Below are 13,437 nucleotides of genomic sequence, written 5' to 3' on the forward strand. Positions count from 1 at the left end.
CTACTCGCGCTCGCCGAACGTCCGCGGCGATCCCTCCCGCGGACTCGCCCACTCGACGGCGTTGCGGAGGACGCGACGGATTTCTTCGTTCTCGTAGATAGGGAACGTTTCGTGGCCCGGCCGGAAGTAGAAGATTCGGCCCTTCCCGCGCTGGTAGCAACAGCCGCTGCGGAAGACCTCGCCGCCCTCGAACCAGCTCGTGAACACGAGGCGGTCGGGTTCGGGCACGTCGAACGGCTCGCCGTACATCTCGGTCTGGGGCAGTTCGATGCACTCGTCGATGCCGTCGACGATCGGGTGGCCGGGATCGACGACCCAGAGCCGTTCGGTGGCGCCGTCCTCGCGCCACTGGAGGTCGCAGGTCGTCCCCATGAGGCGCTTGAAAATTTTCGAGAAGTGTCCGGAGTGGAGCACGATCAGCCCCATGCCCTCGAGGACGCGCTCCTGGACGCGGTCGACGATCTCGTCTTCGACCTCGTCGTGGGCGATGTGGCCCCACCAGAACAGGACGTCCGTTGCCTCGAGTACGTCCTCCGTAAGGCCGTGTTCGGGTTCGTCGAGCGTGGCCGTCTGCACCTCGTCGACGGGGTCGTGCCCCTCGAGGGCGTCCGCGAGCGTCGCGTGGATGCCGTCCGGATAGACGGCGGCGGCGTCTTCGTCTTCCTGCTCGTGTCGGAACTCGTTCCAGACGGTAACGGTGACCATTATCCCCGTGTGGCCGTTCGATCCCCTTAGGTCGGCCGGTCGATTTGTGTGAGAGTCAGGATATAAGATATTATTTTTACCCGCATTTCACCGCCCGATTCCGGGAAAACTATCTTAATACCTGAATGAATCCCACGGAGAGAGCGTAATCAGTCACAACTCTTATTTCGGTTGCTGACCGCGTTTCTGTATGAACTGGAACCGCCCGCCTATGGGATCGAAACGAGGTTTTTCTCGCCGGTCGCCCGCCTCCCGTACAGAGACTTCCTCCCTCCCCGAGACGCGAGGTGACGACGCGTGAGCGGCGACGACATCGGTATCGGCGTCGTCGGCCTGGGCGGTATGGGACACCTACACGCCCGAGCCGTCGAGGAACTGGGCGCTTCGGTCGTCGCCGGCGCCGACCTCGTCCCCGAGCAACAGCAGCGGTTCGCCGATGAGTTCAACGCAGCGACCTACGAAACCCACGAGGACCTCCTCGAGAACGACGACGTCGACGCGGTGATCGTGACGACGCCCAACCGGTTCCACGAACCGATCACCGTCGCCGCGCTCGAGGCGGGTCGCCACGTTCTCGTCGAGAAACCCCTCGCACACACCCTAGAGAGCGCGGAGCGGGTCGCCCGGACGGCCGCCGAGAGCGACGCCATCTGTATGGTCGGCTTCCACAACCGCCACGCGGCCTCGATGGTCATGTTCGAGGAACAGCACGCCCGCGGCCGCTTCGGCGAGCTCACCCACGTCGAGGCCAACTACGTGCGCCGGCGGGGCGTCCCCGGCCCGGGCTCGTGGTTCACCGACCCCGATCTCGCCGGCGGCGGCGCCCTGCTGGATATCGGCGTCCACGCGCTCGATCTCGCCCTCTACGCGCTCGATTTCCCCGAGATCGTCGAGGTCTCGGGGACGGCCAGAACCACGTTCGGCACCCGCGAGGAGTACGCCGATCCCGAAGGCTTCGGCGACAACTGGGACGCCGAGAGCGAGACCTACGAGGTCGACGACTCGGTCAGCGCCTTCATCCGCTGTGCCGACGGCACGACGGTCTCGCTCGAGGCCGCGTGGGCGACCAACCGCGAGGAGAGCATGGACTTCCGCATCCGCGGCACCGAGGGCGGCGCGCAGTTCGAGATCGGCGACACGAACCTCAAGCTGCTCGAGACCGGCACCGCCGGCTCCGACCACTACGCGGACATCCAGTTGACCGGCGAGGAGTCGATGACCGGCTACGCGCAGCAGGACGAGCAGTTCCTCCGCGCGATCAGATCCGACGCTCCGCCGGAGACGAACACGGTCGCGGAGGCGCTGACCGTCCAGCGAGTCATCGACGCGATCTACCGCTCGAGCGAGTCCGGCCGCGCGGAGACGGTCGAGATGCCCGACCTCGAGGCCGAAGTGACCCCGCGGGCGGACTGACGCGGGCGCTGCGGGACCAGTTTCAGTTTCGGTTTCGGTTTCGATTTCGATTTCGATTCGCGGTTCAGTTTTCAGTCTCCGTTTCGTAGATAGCGGCCGCTAGCGCGCTGATCAGAGCGAATAAACCGCAACACCGCCCGCTACACGCACCGCTCGAGCGCGGTGACAGTGACGGACGAAAAGCGAGAGCGAACCCGGAAAAGCAGTCGGGTCGACCGGTACTGGGGCCTTAGACGACCTCGTCGAAGTCGTGGTGGCCGTGGATGTCGACGCCCTCGTCGGTGATTTCACAGAGGAAGACGCCGTTACCGGAGCCGGTGTCGCGCTCGGCGGCGGACTTGATCGCGCTGGCGGCGATGGTCGTCGCCTCGTCGTTCGAGAGGTCGTCCTCGTACTCCTGCTCGAGCAGGCCGTAGGCCAGCTGCATGCCGGAGCCGGTGACCGTGTAGTCGTCCTCCATGACGCCGCCGGCGGGGTCGATGCTGAAGACGTGGCTGCCGTCCTCGTCGACGCCGCCCAGGATGGGGTGGATGGCGAAGAACGGGCCGCCGCGGGCGAAGTTGCCCGCGAGGCTCGCCAGCGCGTCGATGCTCATGTTCTCGCCGCGGCGGGACTCGTAGAGGTTGACTTCGGCCCGCAGCGTCGAGATGAACGACTGGGCGCCGCCGACGCTGCCGACGAGGGTCAAGGCGCCGGTCGGGTGGATCTGCTCGACCTTCTGGACGTTCTTGTTCGAGACGAACCGGCCGCCGAGGCTGGCGCGCATGTCCGTCGCGATGACGACGCCGTCGGTGGTCGTGATGCCGATGGTCGTCGTCCCCGTCTTGTTGACGTTGTCAAGATCGTTCATCGAAAGATCGTTCTGGGGCATGCGCCCGACTTCCGGCGCGTAGGGGTCGGTGTCGTCGGCCAACTGGTCGACCGTCCGGGAGAAGTCGGAGTTGTGTTGAGGCGTACGCATTGACGGAACCTTACGGCCGGAACGGTATAAAAGGCCGGCGTTCACCACGGTCGTTTCCGCTACTATCGGTAACGGCGCAGTCGGCGCTCGAACATCGCGAAACCGTCGAAATCAAGCTTGTTCGGACGCGTTTCAGCGGGTGTCGGTCACGGGGAGGAGACGGAGGTCGCTCGTCGATAGAAAAGCGACAGAACGGCGCCGTGTGTTCAGTTCGGATTAGGATTGGGTGGCCTCGTATGCGTCCTCGACGTTCTCGAGGACGCGGTGGATCGGGAGGGACAGTCCAGCCTGACGGGCGGCGACCGCGAGCGGCATCGCGAGGATACCGACCACGATACACAGTTGGTACAGTGCGAACAGGGTCGCGCGGTACACGCGGGATATCATCAGCGTTCAGCCGTGGTTCAGACGAGGGTCGTATATAAGCTTTCTTGGGTGCTCAAAACTATAATTATAGTTAGTTTATTATTGGGTCGCCGCCGTCGTGCGATTCAACCTGGCTTTCGGTTCGGACAACTCGAGGCGTACTCGCGGCGAAATCCGGCTATGCAGACGGGAATCGATCCGGCCGATTCTCGTAACTTATGAGAATTATCCGAGTCGCGGGCGCGCTCGGCAGCGCCGTGGCACGCGTATTCGTGCCACTACCGCCGCCGACGGCGACGAACCGCAAAGCAGGAAACCCCTCGGGCCGAGTATCGCGTATGGGCAACTATCTCGTCGCGATGGAAGCTGCATGGCTCGTCCGTGACGTCGAGGAGATCGACGACGCGATCGGCGTCGCCGTCAGCGAAGCCGGGAAACGACTCAACAGCGAAGACATGGACTACGTCGAGGTCGAGGTCGGCGCGACGGGCTGTCCCGCCTGCGGCGAGCCCTTCGACTCCGCCTTCATCGCGGCCGACACCGCGCTCGTGGGTCTGGCCCTCGAGATGGAGGTCTACAACGCCGACGGCGAGGAACACGCCTCGCGAATCGCCAAGAGCGAGGTCGGCGGCGCGCTGCGCGACGTCCCCCTGTCGGTCGTGGAGGTCGTCGAGGTTCCCGAAGACGAGTAACGTCTCCGCTCGCCGACCCGCCGCGAGTACTGGGTCGACCCAAAGTACTTTTGATAACCGGTAGTTATCTATGCGTATGGAACTCCCGACGCCCGCCGACCTGCGCCAGCGTCGCACCGAACTCGGGCTGACCCAGAGCGAACTCGCCGAGAAGGCCGACGTCTCCCAGCCGCTGATCGCGCGCATCGAGGGCGGCGACGTCGACCCGCGGCTCTCGACGCTCCGCCGGATCGTCAACGCCTTGGAGCAGGCCGAAAGCGACGTCGTCCGCGCGGCGGATCTGATGAACGAGAGCGTCGTCAGCGTCTCGCCGAACGACGCCGTCAAGGAGGCCGCGCGCAAGATGGAGGAGGAAGCCTACTCCCAGCTCGCGGTCATCCAGGAGGGCATCCCCGTCGGCTCGATCAGCGAGAGCGATCTCGTCCACCTCGACTCCCAAGCGCGCGACGAACCCGTCGAGGAACACATGAGCGAGAGCTTCCCGACCGTCTCGAAGGACGCGACCCTAGACGAGATCAGTAACCTGCTCGAGCACTACAAGGCGGTGATGATCACCGAGGCGGGCGAGACGGTGGGGATCATCACCGAGGCCGACATCGCCTCGCGGTTCTCGTAATCCGTCGCCGGAGCCGACGGGTTAGAACTCCTGCTCGATATCCGAAAAGAGGTCGAGCGACGTTCGCTTCTCGCGGCCGATATCGACGCGGAGCGTCCGGTCGTCGCCGAGGTTGATCGCGATCCGGTCGAAGTTCGCGACGTACCGCGATTTGGCGTTCGGATCCTGGCGGATCCCGTTCGCTTCAGTCACCAGGTCCGCGTCGGCCAGCCGGTCGAGTTTCTTGTACGTCGAGGAGAGGGGAACATCCGCCTCGTCGGCGATTTCGTCGGCCGTCAGCGGCTCCTCGAGCACCGCGATGATCCGACGGCACGCGTCGTCGTCGAGCGCGGCCACGATCGACTCGAGGCCGGCGGGATCGTCGGACGACGAAAACTCGAGTGACATTGGGTGCGAACGGGTTAGGAGCGAGGCCTAAAGACACGTTTGGTCGGCAGCGGCATCGCCGGTTCGATGACAACCCGCTGTGCCGCGACCGCTGCGGCCGCCGCGATCGACGGACGGCGACGCCAGTCGGTGGCTACATGTGCCGGCGCGCCGACGAGTCGCTCATGAGCGACGAGCGTACGTCCGCCGAGGCAGATGGGGAAGCGGACGCGAACGCGGATTCGAACGGAACTGTGAACGCGGGCGCAGACCCGGTCGCGAACACGCCCGGCCGGGGACGCACGCCGGAACCGGAGCGCATCGAACCGGCCGCGCCCGAGGCGTTCGGCCTCGTGCAGGTCTGGTGGGGCGACGGCAAGGGCAAGACGACGGCGACGCTCGGCATGGGCGTGCGCGCCGCGGGCCACGGCTACCGCGTCCACATGCTCCAGTTCATGAAGGGCGGCGCCTCGAGCGTCGACGCCGTCCGCGGCGAGTACAACGCGATCGCGGCGCTGCCCGGCATCAGCTACGAGAACCTCGGCCACTACGGCTGGCACGGCATGGCCGACGGGAGCGACGAGGAGGACCACGAGGCACAGGCCCAAGCCGGCCTCGAGCGCGCACGCGAACTCCTCGCGGCCGCCGGCGAGGCCGACCTCGAGACGCCGTTCCCGCTCGACGGGCCCGCCGACGAGGGCGTCCACATGCTGATCCTCGACGAGGTGCTCTACGCTGCGGACCGCGGCCTGATCACCGAGGACGACGTGCTCGAGTTGATCGAGGAGAAGCCCGCCGACCTCGAGCTCGTGCTGTCGGGCAGTCACAGCGAACCGAGCTATCTCGAGGAGCGCGCGGACCTGATCACGAACGTCCGCAAGGAGAAACACCCGATCGACGCGGGACAGCGGGCGCGCCGCGGGACCGAGTTCTGAGCCGCGTCGCGGCTCGCCACCGGAGTCGCTCCGCGGTGGCGCGGCATCGGCGAACCGAAACCGAGCGAACGCGTTCGGTACACCGTCGCCCTCGGTCGATCTTGCCCAGCACAGTTATTATCTACCGTTGATAATCGCCGCTGGATGGGATCCATACGGGTAGATGGGTTGACGAAATCGTACGGGGACGTTCAGGCAGTCGACGGGATGACCTTCGACGTCGACCGGGGCGAGGTCTTCGGCTTTCTCGGGCCCAACGGCGCGGGGAAGACGACCACGCTCCGCGCGCTCACCGGCCAGATCCGTCCGGACGCGGGGGACGTCCGGGTGCTCGACTGCGATCCGGTCGCGGCGCCGATCGAGACGCGCCGGCGCGTCGGTATCGTGCCGGAACGGGGCTCGCCGCCGAGTTTCCTGACGCCGCGGGAGTACCTCGAGTTCGTCGGCGACGTCCGGGATCTCGAGCCCGAATACGTCCGCGAGCGGACGGAGCTCTGGAGCGACCGGCTGGGGTTCTGCAGTAAGCTGGACACGCTCCACACCGACCTCTCGCGCGGGCAGCAACAGAAGGTGATGATCGCGCAGGCGTTCCTCCACGAGCCCGACGCGGTGTTGATCGACGAGCCGCTGGCGAACCTCGACCCGCTCGTCCAGGAGCAGGTCAAGCGGTTCCTCGTGGCGTACGCCGCCGACGACAACGCCGTCTTCGTCTCGACGCACAACATCGACGTCGCCGCGGAGATCTGTACGCGGGTCGGAATCGTCGCCGACGGCCGGCTCGTCGCCGAGCGGACGCTCGAGGACGGCCTCGGTGACGGTTCCGGGGACGACTCCCTGCTCGACGTCTTCCTCGAGCACGTCGATCCTGACGAGACGCGGGACGTGCCGTCGCTCGAGCGGGTCGAGCCATGACGGCGGACGCTCGTTCGGGGGCGTCCACGCGGGCCGTCTTCCTCGCGCTGGCCCGCGAGGAGTGGCGCCTCCACGCGCGGCTGTTCGGCGGCTGGCGGTTCGGCTGCTTCCCGCTGGTCGTCGCCGCGCTGACCGCCGCGGGCGCGTTCGCGCTCGTCGAAACTGGAACCGCAGCCGGGACCGTCGTGACCGGGCTGCACGTCCTCGCGTTCGGGTTCGGCCTCTACAGCGGAACGGCCGCCCTCGCCGGCTCGTCGATGCTCGAGAACGTCTTCGGCCGGCTGTCGCTCGTGCTGTCGACGGCGGCGACGCTGCCGCTCTCGCGGCGCCGGCTGCTGGGCCTGTTCCTGCTGAAGGATACGGCGTTCTACGGGCTCGTCTTCGTGTTGCCGATGGCGATCGCTGCGGTGCCGCTCGAGGTGCTCACATCGGCGTCGGAATTGACGACTGGAGCGACGCTCTCGAGCGCCGCCGTCGCAGTGCTGGCGCTCTGGCTGTCGCTGTCGCTCGTCTTCGCCGTCGGGACGGTGGCGACGGTCGGGCTGATCGCCGTCCGAACGCGGGGAGTTCCGACGTGGGCGATCGGACTCGGAATCGGACTCGTCGCGATCGCTGCGTGGCAAACGGGGTGGGTAGCCGCCGCGTCCGATCGCGCCGCGCTCGTGCCGCTAAACGGGTCGTTCACCGGCGCTGCCGGACTGGCCGCCGCGGCGGTGCTCAGCGGCGTCGCCGCGCTCGCGATCTACGACCCGACCTACGGGAAGCCGTCGCGGACGGCCGGCGATCGGTTCGGGACGATCAGCGACGCGCTGCCGCTCGAGACCGACGCGCTCGTCGCGAAGACGCTGCTCGAACTGGCGCGCTCGGCCGGCGGCGTCTGGAAGCCGTTCGTCTCGGCCGGGATTCTGTTTGCGCTGGTCGCCGCGCTCGTCGGCGTCGTCGAGTCGATCACCGGCATCGCGCCCGCGCCGGGAATCTTCTTCGGCGGCGTCCTCGGACTCTCGGCGTTTACGACCTACAACTGGCTCACCCAGTTCGACTCGCTCGAGACGTACCTCGCCTATCCGATTCCGATCGAGGACGTCTTCCGGGCCAAGCGAACCGCGTTCGTCCTCGTGGGCGCGCCGACCGTCGCGGTCCCCTACCTCGCGGCGATCCTGTGGTTCGACGCGACGCTCGTCGACGCCGTCGCCGGCGCGCTCGTGCTGGCTGGCTACGCGCTGTACTACTACGGACTCACGGTCTACCTGGCCGGCTTCGATCCTAACGAGTTCCTCTTCGACGCCGTTCGGTTTTCGGCGTTCACCGCCGGCGTGGCCGTCCCGCTCGTGCCGACGCTGGTCGCCGGCTTCGTCGACGCGCCGCCGTCGCCGATGATTGCCGCCGCGCTCGGAGCGGCAGGACTCGCCGTCGGGGCCGTCGGACACGTCCTCTCGAGTCGCGCGGGCCCGCGCTGGGACGAGCGGTATCGGGACGGCGCGGCGTAACGGTCGCTACATTCGGTTCTTAGTAGCGCGATTTCTTTATTCAGTCTTGAATTAGAACTGAAACAGGTGGTTCGGCAACTACGTATTCGAACTGACACGAAAAGGGGGAAAATATATTGTCTAATTATCAAAATATGGAGGTGTGATCAAATTGGAACGGTGGCAATATCCGTGGGTTATTTTGGGAGCTATCCTTTTGGGACTATCTGCTATTGGAGGATACCTTGGATCCCCCATAGCGACCATCTTCCCGTTTATTGTTGGTGTTGGCTTCCTCAGTATTGTTATCAAGCCAAGAGCGTACCCAAGTGTAATTACAGGGGTTGGTATCCTTTCGTTAGCCGTTTCTGGGTTACTACTTGTACGAGAACAGAGCCTCCTCACCGTAGTGATTCTTACTCTTGTCGGAATTGGGGCAGTTATTCGGGGAGTACATGACTATCTGAATATGGAACCCGCGCAATAGTTGTCCTGTACTGAACGCAATGTGCACGTTCTACTCTAAATAAAGAAACAATATTATCGACTGTTAATCGGGCTCGACCGTGGCAGTCGCAGCCAGCACCGCTATGGACGATCCCGGCGTAGAAACGGCGATTCATGCGCCGACGGAACGCCCTTCGACTCGGCGCACTGGCCGGCGGCGCAGCGCTCGGAGCGCTGGCGGGCTGTCTCGAGTCCCTCGAGCGGGAGGACGCCTGGCGACGGCTGGTCGTCGACCCGCCCGAGGGCGTCTACGTCCCGCCGAAGATGGACGAGATGGTCGCCTACGGGACGGAGACGGTCGACGGCCGCGAAATCGCGGTGCTGGCGACGCGGCCCCACTCGTTCTGGACAGTTACGGGTGACGAGCGGTCGCGGGCGGACCTGCACGACGACCACTCGCTACACCTGATGGTCCGCGTTCGAGACGTCGCGACGAACGCGATCGTGCCGACAGCGGTGACCGTCGACGCCCGCCGGGACGGCGAGCGCGTCGACCGGCGCACCCTCTGGCCGATGCTCTCCCAGCGGATGGGCTTTCACTACGGCGACAACGTCGCTCTCGCAGGTGGCGGCACCTACGAGGTGACGGTCCGCGTCGGCGGCGCCGACTGTCGGACAGCCGGTGCGCTCGCCGATCCGCTCGAGCAGCCGGTAACGACGACGGTCGCGCTCGAGTTCTCGAGCGAGGAAATCGAGTCGCTGAATCGGACGCTGGTCGGCGCCGACGAGCGCGATGAGGGCAATGCACTCGAGCCGATGGGAGCGACCGACGGCGATCGGGACCGGGACCGACCGGCGGCGGTCGCACCGCCGATCGGGTCACTCCCCGGTGATCGCGTCGGTGTCGGCACCGGCGACGACCTCCGATTTCCGGCGGTCGTCGTCGACGGCGTCCGTGGCGTTACCGGTGGTCCCTACCTCGCAGTCGTCCCACAGACGGCGTACAACGGGTATTCTCTGCCGTTCGCGTCGCTCACAGTGACTGGTCGAAACGGCGGGCAAACAGTGGTCGACGAATCAGCCCGCGAGACGATCGCTCCCGAACTCGGCCACCACTACGGTCTCGCTCTCGAGGGGCTCGAGGCTGACCGCGTCGAGGACATCTCGTTCACTCTCGAGCCGCCGCAGGTCGCCCGTCACGAGGGGTACGAGACCGCGTTTCTCGAGCCCGAGGGCGTTCGACTGGCGCTCGAGGGCGATATCTTGGCGTCGCAGTAGTTCGTTCGGCAGTTCGTCTGCCTCAGTCGGCCGATTGCGTCTTCGTCCGCTGCTCGGCGCCGTCGGCGGACCGCAGGATGATCGCGCCGAGTCCGAGCATGAGCACGCTGACGACGACCCAGTGGGGATTCCACGCCTCGGTGCCGTGGACGACGTTGTGGAGGTCGAGCACGTAGTGGTCGACGATCCCGTCGAAGACGTTGAACGCGCCCGCGCCGAGGACGGTCGAGCCGACGAGCGCTCGCGTCGAGAGGCGCGCGTCGGTTCCGTTGACGACGCGCCAGAGCATCGCGAAGCCGATCGCCGTAATCGCGAGCATCCCCGCCGTGAACAGCCCGTCGAACATGACGTTCGTCCGGACGCCGTCGTAGGTGTAGGGATCGTAGAACCCCGAGAGGAGGTGGTGGGTCTGCAGGATCTGGTGGAAGATAACGACGTCGAGGACGGCGCCGAACCCGAACCCGATCGTCCCGCCGGCGAGGAGGAGCCGCCGTCGACGGCTCCGCTGGGAGGCCATACGGATACTGGCACCGACGACGGGCAAAAATCGAGCCCCGACGACTGCCACGTCGGCCCCATGGCGCGGCTCGAGGGAGTCAGCGCACCGCCGCCCGACGCAACCGATAGGACGATACTCGAGGCCGCGCGAATACGCGTACGCGGATGACTCGAACGCTGCTCGTCGCCGGCACCGCGAGCCACGTCGGCAAGTCGACCGTCGCCGCCGGCCTCTGTCGATTACTCGCCGATCGGGGCGTCGCCGTCGCTCCGTTCAAGGCCCAGAACATGAGTAACAACGCTCGCGTCGTCGTTCGTCCCGAGAGGGGTAACGATGGGGAAACGACGGATGGGCACGCTGCTCGAGACGGGACGACCGACGGCGACCGATGGGGCGAAATCGGCGTCTCGCAGTTCGTGCAGGCGCGGGCGGCCCGAACCACGCCGACGACGGACCACAACCCCGTCCTGCTGAAGCCCCGCGGCGACGCGGAGAGCCAACTCGTGTTGCAGGGCGAGGCCCACGACCACGTCCCCGTCGGCACCTACTACGACGAGTACTGGGATCGCGCGCGCGAGTGCGCCGTCGGCTCCTACCGGCGCTTGGCGGCCGACAACGACGTGATCGTCGCGGAGGGCGCGGGCAGCATCGCCGAGATCAACCTCCACGACCGCGACCTCGCGAACGTCGAGACGGCCCGCTTCGCCGACGCCGAGATCCTCCTGCTGGTCGACATCGAGCGCGGCGGCGCCTTCGCCAGCCTCTACGGGACCATCGAACTGCTGCCCGACGACCTGCGCGAGCGGGTCGTCGGCGCCGTCGTCACCAAGTTCCGCGGCGACCGGTCGCTGCTCGAGCCCGGCATCGAGGCGATCGAATCCCGAACGGGCGTGCCGATTCTGGGCGTGTTGCCCTACGACGATCCGGGGCTGCCCGAGGAGGACAGCGTCGCGCTGCCCGGGCGGGAAGAGCAGGGCACGCTCGGCGACGACGACGGCGTTCCCGACGAGCGCCGCGTTCGGATCGCCGTTCCGCGCTTTCCGCGCATCTCGAACGCGACCGACCTCGAGGCGCTCGCCGCGGAGCCCGGCGTGTCGGTGGTGTTCGTTCCGGTTGCTGCAGACGATGGAACGGGAGACGACGCCGTGCAGACGCAGGCCAAGCCGCTCGAGCGCGTCGACGCCGACGCCGTCGTCCTTCCGGGAACGAAAAACACCGTCGACGACCTGCTCGCGCTGCGCGCGTCCCCCGTCGGTGACGCGATCCGTGCCTTCGACGGCCCCGTCGTCGGCCTCTGCGGCGGCTACCAGATGCTGGGCGAGCGTATCACGAACGCCGGCCTCGAGGGCACTGACGGCGTCGACGACGTGGTCGAGGGGCTGGGACTCCTGCCGGTCGAAACTCGTTTCGAGGCGGACAAACGACTCGAGCGGCGGACGGTGCCGGTCGATGGGGCTGCAACGCCGCTGCTCGCAGCTATCGACGGCGACGCGACCGCCTCGGGCTACGAGATCCACGCCGGCCGAACGCGCGCGCTCGAGGACGTCACCCAGCCGCTCGAGGACGCGAGCGCCGCGCACGGGACGGTACTTGGGACGTACCTTCACGGCCTGTTCGACAACGCGGCGGTTCGGACGGCGTTTCTCGAGGCCGTCGCCGAGTCGGCGGGCGTCGATCGACCGAGCGGTGCCGGTGCTGGTGCCGATCGAGTTGCCGGCGGATCGGCCGCCGAGACGCCCTACGACCGCGCGGCGGCGCTCGTCCGGGAGCACATCGATCTCGAGGCGCTCGGCGAACCGTTCTGCTGAGAAGCGATCGAGAGCTCCGGCAAGGACGCGGACGACAATCCAGTCGTTAGAACAAACGGTAATCCGAGAACTCGGTTGGCAGCGCGTCGCTCAAGGCGACTTCTCCCGGTACGTGCCCAGCAGTTCCTCGAGGATGATACACTCCTGGTCGGTCGAGTCGTAGTGGGTGTCGATGAACCGTTCGGCGGCCTCGTAGTTGCCGCGCAGGCCCTGTTTCCGGACGGTGATGACGGCGTCGAGAAAGAGGGTTCCACCGTCGGCACCCAGCGCCTTCGCGTGGTCCTGTTCGGTGATATCGAGTTCCGACTTGATCTCGTCGAAGTTGAACGTCTCGACCTCGTGCTCGTCGTTGATCAGCGTGAGCACGTACTCCGCGGAGAACCGGTAGAACTCGGACTTGCTCTCGAACATACCGTCTTCGACGAGCGCGTCGATCTCCTCGACGACCTCGTCGGGGTACCTGACGGTATCTTTAGCCATACGATGAACGTCCCGCCGCTGATTAATTACTGTTTCGGGAAAGTATAACTAACCTGTCTATTCAACCGGGTCGGCGTCGCGGTAGACGGCCGGTTCGGATACCGATCAGTTCCTCGAGACGCGACGACGGTCGCAACGGGGGAGTCACACCCGTCCCGCGTTCGCCGGACGGTCGCAACTACCCACAAATTTATTATTTACGGTATGCAAATCCGAGTCACGATGGCAGACGAAGCCGAACTCCGACAGCAGATGATCGACGCGTTCGAAGGTGCGGACTACCCCGTCTCGAGTCCGATGGATCTCGTCCCGGCGCTGCCGAACGGGCCCGGAACGAAGTTCGAGTCCGGGGACTTCTCGATGACCGCGATGGAACTGAACACGAAGGTCTCGGGCGGGGACTTCCCCTACGACGACCCCGAGTCGCTCGTCGACGACCTCCTCCAGGAACTCAAAGAGAAGGGCGAACTGTAACCGGCACCGCCGCGTTCTC

At 66.1% G+C, this 13,437-nt stretch carries 15 protein-coding genes; 9 read left to right on the forward strand and 6 right to left on the reverse strand.

The window, feature by feature from the left end; translation table 11 throughout:
- A complete protein-coding gene (locus HALXA_RS12180; protein WP_013880674.1) occupies nucleotides 1–705 on the reverse strand; it encodes a ThuA domain-containing protein in 705 nt (234 codons plus the stop codon).
- A 297-nt stretch (nucleotides 706–1,002) separates the two neighbouring features.
- Here HALXA_RS12180 and HALXA_RS12185 point away from each other — a divergent pair, with 297 nt between their 5' ends.
- The gene (locus HALXA_RS12185) at nucleotides 1,003–2,118 is read left to right on the forward strand and encodes a Gfo/Idh/MocA family protein (RefSeq protein ID WP_013880675.1); all 1,116 of its coding nucleotides are present in this window, start codon (nucleotides 1,003–1,005) and stop codon (nucleotides 2,116–2,118) included.
- 229 nt (nucleotides 2,119–2,347) lie between these two features.
- Here the strand turns inward: HALXA_RS12185 and psmB are convergent, their stop codons facing one another.
- The gene (gene psmB, locus HALXA_RS12190) at nucleotides 2,348–3,079 is read right to left on the reverse strand and encodes an archaeal proteasome endopeptidase complex subunit beta (protein WP_013880676.1); all 732 of its coding nucleotides are present in this window, start codon (nucleotides 3,077–3,079) and stop codon (nucleotides 2,348–2,350) included.
- Nucleotides 3,080–3,295: 216 nt separating this feature from the next.
- Nucleotides 3,296–3,466: a hypothetical protein gene (locus tag HALXA_RS22145; protein ID WP_013880677.1), complete on the reverse strand. Its 171-nt coding sequence runs from the start codon at nucleotides 3,464–3,466 to the stop codon at nucleotides 3,296–3,298.
- A gap of 317 nt (nucleotides 3,467–3,783) precedes the next feature.
- Here HALXA_RS22145 and HALXA_RS12195 point away from each other — a divergent pair, with 317 nt between their 5' ends.
- A complete protein-coding gene (locus HALXA_RS12195) occupies nucleotides 3,784–4,137 on the forward strand; it encodes a DUF555 domain-containing protein (RefSeq protein WP_013880678.1) in 354 nt (117 codons plus the stop codon).
- A gap of 76 nt (nucleotides 4,138–4,213) precedes the next feature.
- Complete coding sequence (locus HALXA_RS12200; RefSeq protein ID WP_013880679.1) at nucleotides 4,214–4,753, forward strand: CBS domain-containing protein; 540 nt, start codon at nucleotides 4,214–4,216, stop codon at nucleotides 4,751–4,753.
- A 21-nt stretch (nucleotides 4,754–4,774) separates the two neighbouring features.
- On the opposite strand, the gene HALXA_RS12205 is transcribed toward HALXA_RS12200, so the two are convergent.
- A complete protein-coding gene (locus tag HALXA_RS12205; protein ID WP_013880680.1) occupies nucleotides 4,775–5,140 on the reverse strand; it encodes a winged helix-turn-helix domain-containing protein in 366 nt (121 codons plus the stop codon).
- 137 nt (nucleotides 5,141–5,277) lie between these two features.
- On the opposite strand from HALXA_RS12205, the gene HALXA_RS12210 reads away from it, so the two are divergent.
- The 4 genes from HALXA_RS12210 to HALXA_RS12225 all read left to right on the forward strand — a co-directional run bounded on the left by HALXA_RS12210 (nucleotide 5,278) and on the right by HALXA_RS12225 (nucleotide 10,157).
- A complete protein-coding gene (locus tag HALXA_RS12210) occupies nucleotides 5,278–6,054 on the forward strand; it encodes a cob(I)yrinic acid a,c-diamide adenosyltransferase (protein ID WP_013880681.1) in 777 nt (258 codons plus the stop codon).
- 144 nt (nucleotides 6,055–6,198) lie between these two features.
- On the forward strand, nucleotides 6,199–6,966 hold the full coding sequence (locus tag HALXA_RS12215) for an ABC transporter ATP-binding protein (RefSeq protein ID WP_013880682.1): 768 nt from the start codon (nucleotides 6,199–6,201) through the stop codon (nucleotides 6,964–6,966).
- On the forward strand, nucleotides 6,963–8,453 hold the full coding sequence (locus tag HALXA_RS12220; protein ID WP_013880683.1) for a hypothetical protein: 1,491 nt from the start codon (nucleotides 6,963–6,965) through the stop codon (nucleotides 8,451–8,453). Before HALXA_RS12215 ends, HALXA_RS12220 begins: the two co-directional genes overlap by 4 nt.
- 600 nt (nucleotides 8,454–9,053) lie before the next feature.
- Complete coding sequence (locus HALXA_RS12225; protein ID WP_013880684.1) at nucleotides 9,054–10,157, forward strand: iron transporter; 1,104 nt, start codon at nucleotides 9,054–9,056, stop codon at nucleotides 10,155–10,157.
- A 22-nt stretch (nucleotides 10,158–10,179) separates the two neighbouring features.
- On the opposite strand, the gene HALXA_RS12230 is transcribed toward HALXA_RS12225, so the two are convergent.
- A complete protein-coding gene (locus tag HALXA_RS12230) occupies nucleotides 10,180–10,674 on the reverse strand; it encodes a DUF2243 domain-containing protein (RefSeq protein ID WP_013880685.1) in 495 nt (164 codons plus the stop codon).
- A 146-nt stretch (nucleotides 10,675–10,820) separates the two neighbouring features.
- Between HALXA_RS12230 and HALXA_RS12235 the strand changes: the two genes are divergently transcribed.
- Entirely contained in the window at nucleotides 10,821–12,464 is a 1,644-nt protein-coding gene (locus tag HALXA_RS12235) for a cobyric acid synthase (RefSeq protein ID WP_013880686.1), read from the forward strand.
- Between the two features lie 90 nt (nucleotides 12,465–12,554).
- Here HALXA_RS12235 and HALXA_RS12240 read toward each other — a convergent pair whose 3' ends face one another.
- Nucleotides 12,555–12,944 carry a CopG family transcriptional regulator gene (locus HALXA_RS12240; RefSeq protein WP_013880687.1) on the reverse strand — a complete coding sequence of 130 codons (390 nt, stop codon included), beginning with the start codon at nucleotides 12,942–12,944 and terminating at the stop codon, nucleotides 12,555–12,557.
- Nucleotides 12,945–13,166: 222 nt separating this feature from the next.
- Here HALXA_RS12240 and HALXA_RS12245 point away from each other — a divergent pair, with 222 nt between their 5' ends.
- Nucleotides 13,167–13,418: an MTH865 family protein gene (locus tag HALXA_RS12245; RefSeq protein ID WP_013880688.1), complete on the forward strand. Its 252-nt coding sequence runs from the start codon at nucleotides 13,167–13,169 to the stop codon at nucleotides 13,416–13,418.
- Nucleotides 13,419–13,437 lie beyond the last annotated feature (19 nt).

The organism is Halopiger xanaduensis SH-6 (genome assembly GCF_000217715.1).
Lineage (GTDB): Archaea > Halobacteriota > Halobacteria > Halobacteriales > Natrialbaceae > Halopiger > Halopiger xanaduensis.

What these genes read in the sequence shown, in the direction of transcription:
- HALXA_RS12210 (WP_013880681.1), top strand. Translation starts at nt 5,278, where the DNA reads ATGTGCCGGCGCGCCGACGAGTCGCTCATGAGCGACGAGCGTACGTCC.
- HALXA_RS12200 (WP_013880679.1), top strand. Translation starts at nt 4,214, where the DNA reads ATGGAACTCCCGACGCCCGCCGACCTGCGCCAGCGTCGCACCGAACTC.
- psmB (WP_013880676.1), bottom strand. Translation starts at nt 3,079, where the DNA reads ATGCGTACGCCTCAACACAACTCCGACTTCTCCCGGACGGTCGACCAG.
- HALXA_RS22145 (WP_013880677.1), bottom strand. Translation starts at nt 3,466, where the DNA reads ATGATATCCCGCGTGTACCGCGCGACCCTGTTCGCACTGTACCAACTG.
- HALXA_RS12245 (WP_013880688.1), top strand. Translation starts at nt 13,167, where the DNA reads ATGGCAGACGAAGCCGAACTCCGACAGCAGATGATCGACGCGTTCGAA.
- HALXA_RS12240 (WP_013880687.1), bottom strand. Translation starts at nt 12,944, where the DNA reads ATGGCTAAAGATACCGTCAGGTACCCCGACGAGGTCGTCGAGGAGATC.
- HALXA_RS12180 (WP_013880674.1), bottom strand. Translation starts at nt 705, where the DNA reads ATGGTCACCGTTACCGTCTGGAACGAGTTCCGACACGAGCAGGAAGAC.
- HALXA_RS12220 (WP_013880683.1), top strand. Translation starts at nt 6,963, where the DNA reads ATGACGGCGGACGCTCGTTCGGGGGCGTCCACGCGGGCCGTCTTCCTC.
- HALXA_RS12205 (WP_013880680.1), bottom strand. Translation starts at nt 5,140, where the DNA reads ATGTCACTCGAGTTTTCGTCGTCCGACGATCCCGCCGGCCTCGAGTCG.
- HALXA_RS12215 (WP_013880682.1), top strand. Translation starts at nt 6,199, where the DNA reads ATGGGATCCATACGGGTAGATGGGTTGACGAAATCGTACGGGGACGTT.
- HALXA_RS12225 (WP_013880684.1), top strand. Translation starts at nt 9,054, where the DNA reads ATGCGCCGACGGAACGCCCTTCGACTCGGCGCACTGGCCGGCGGCGCA.
- HALXA_RS12230 (WP_013880685.1), bottom strand. Translation starts at nt 10,674, where the DNA reads ATGGCCTCCCAGCGGAGCCGTCGACGGCGGCTCCTCCTCGCCGGCGGG.
- HALXA_RS12195 (WP_013880678.1), top strand. Translation starts at nt 3,784, where the DNA reads ATGGGCAACTATCTCGTCGCGATGGAAGCTGCATGGCTCGTCCGTGAC.
- HALXA_RS12235 (WP_013880686.1), top strand. Translation starts at nt 10,821, where the DNA reads ATGACTCGAACGCTGCTCGTCGCCGGCACCGCGAGCCACGTCGGCAAG.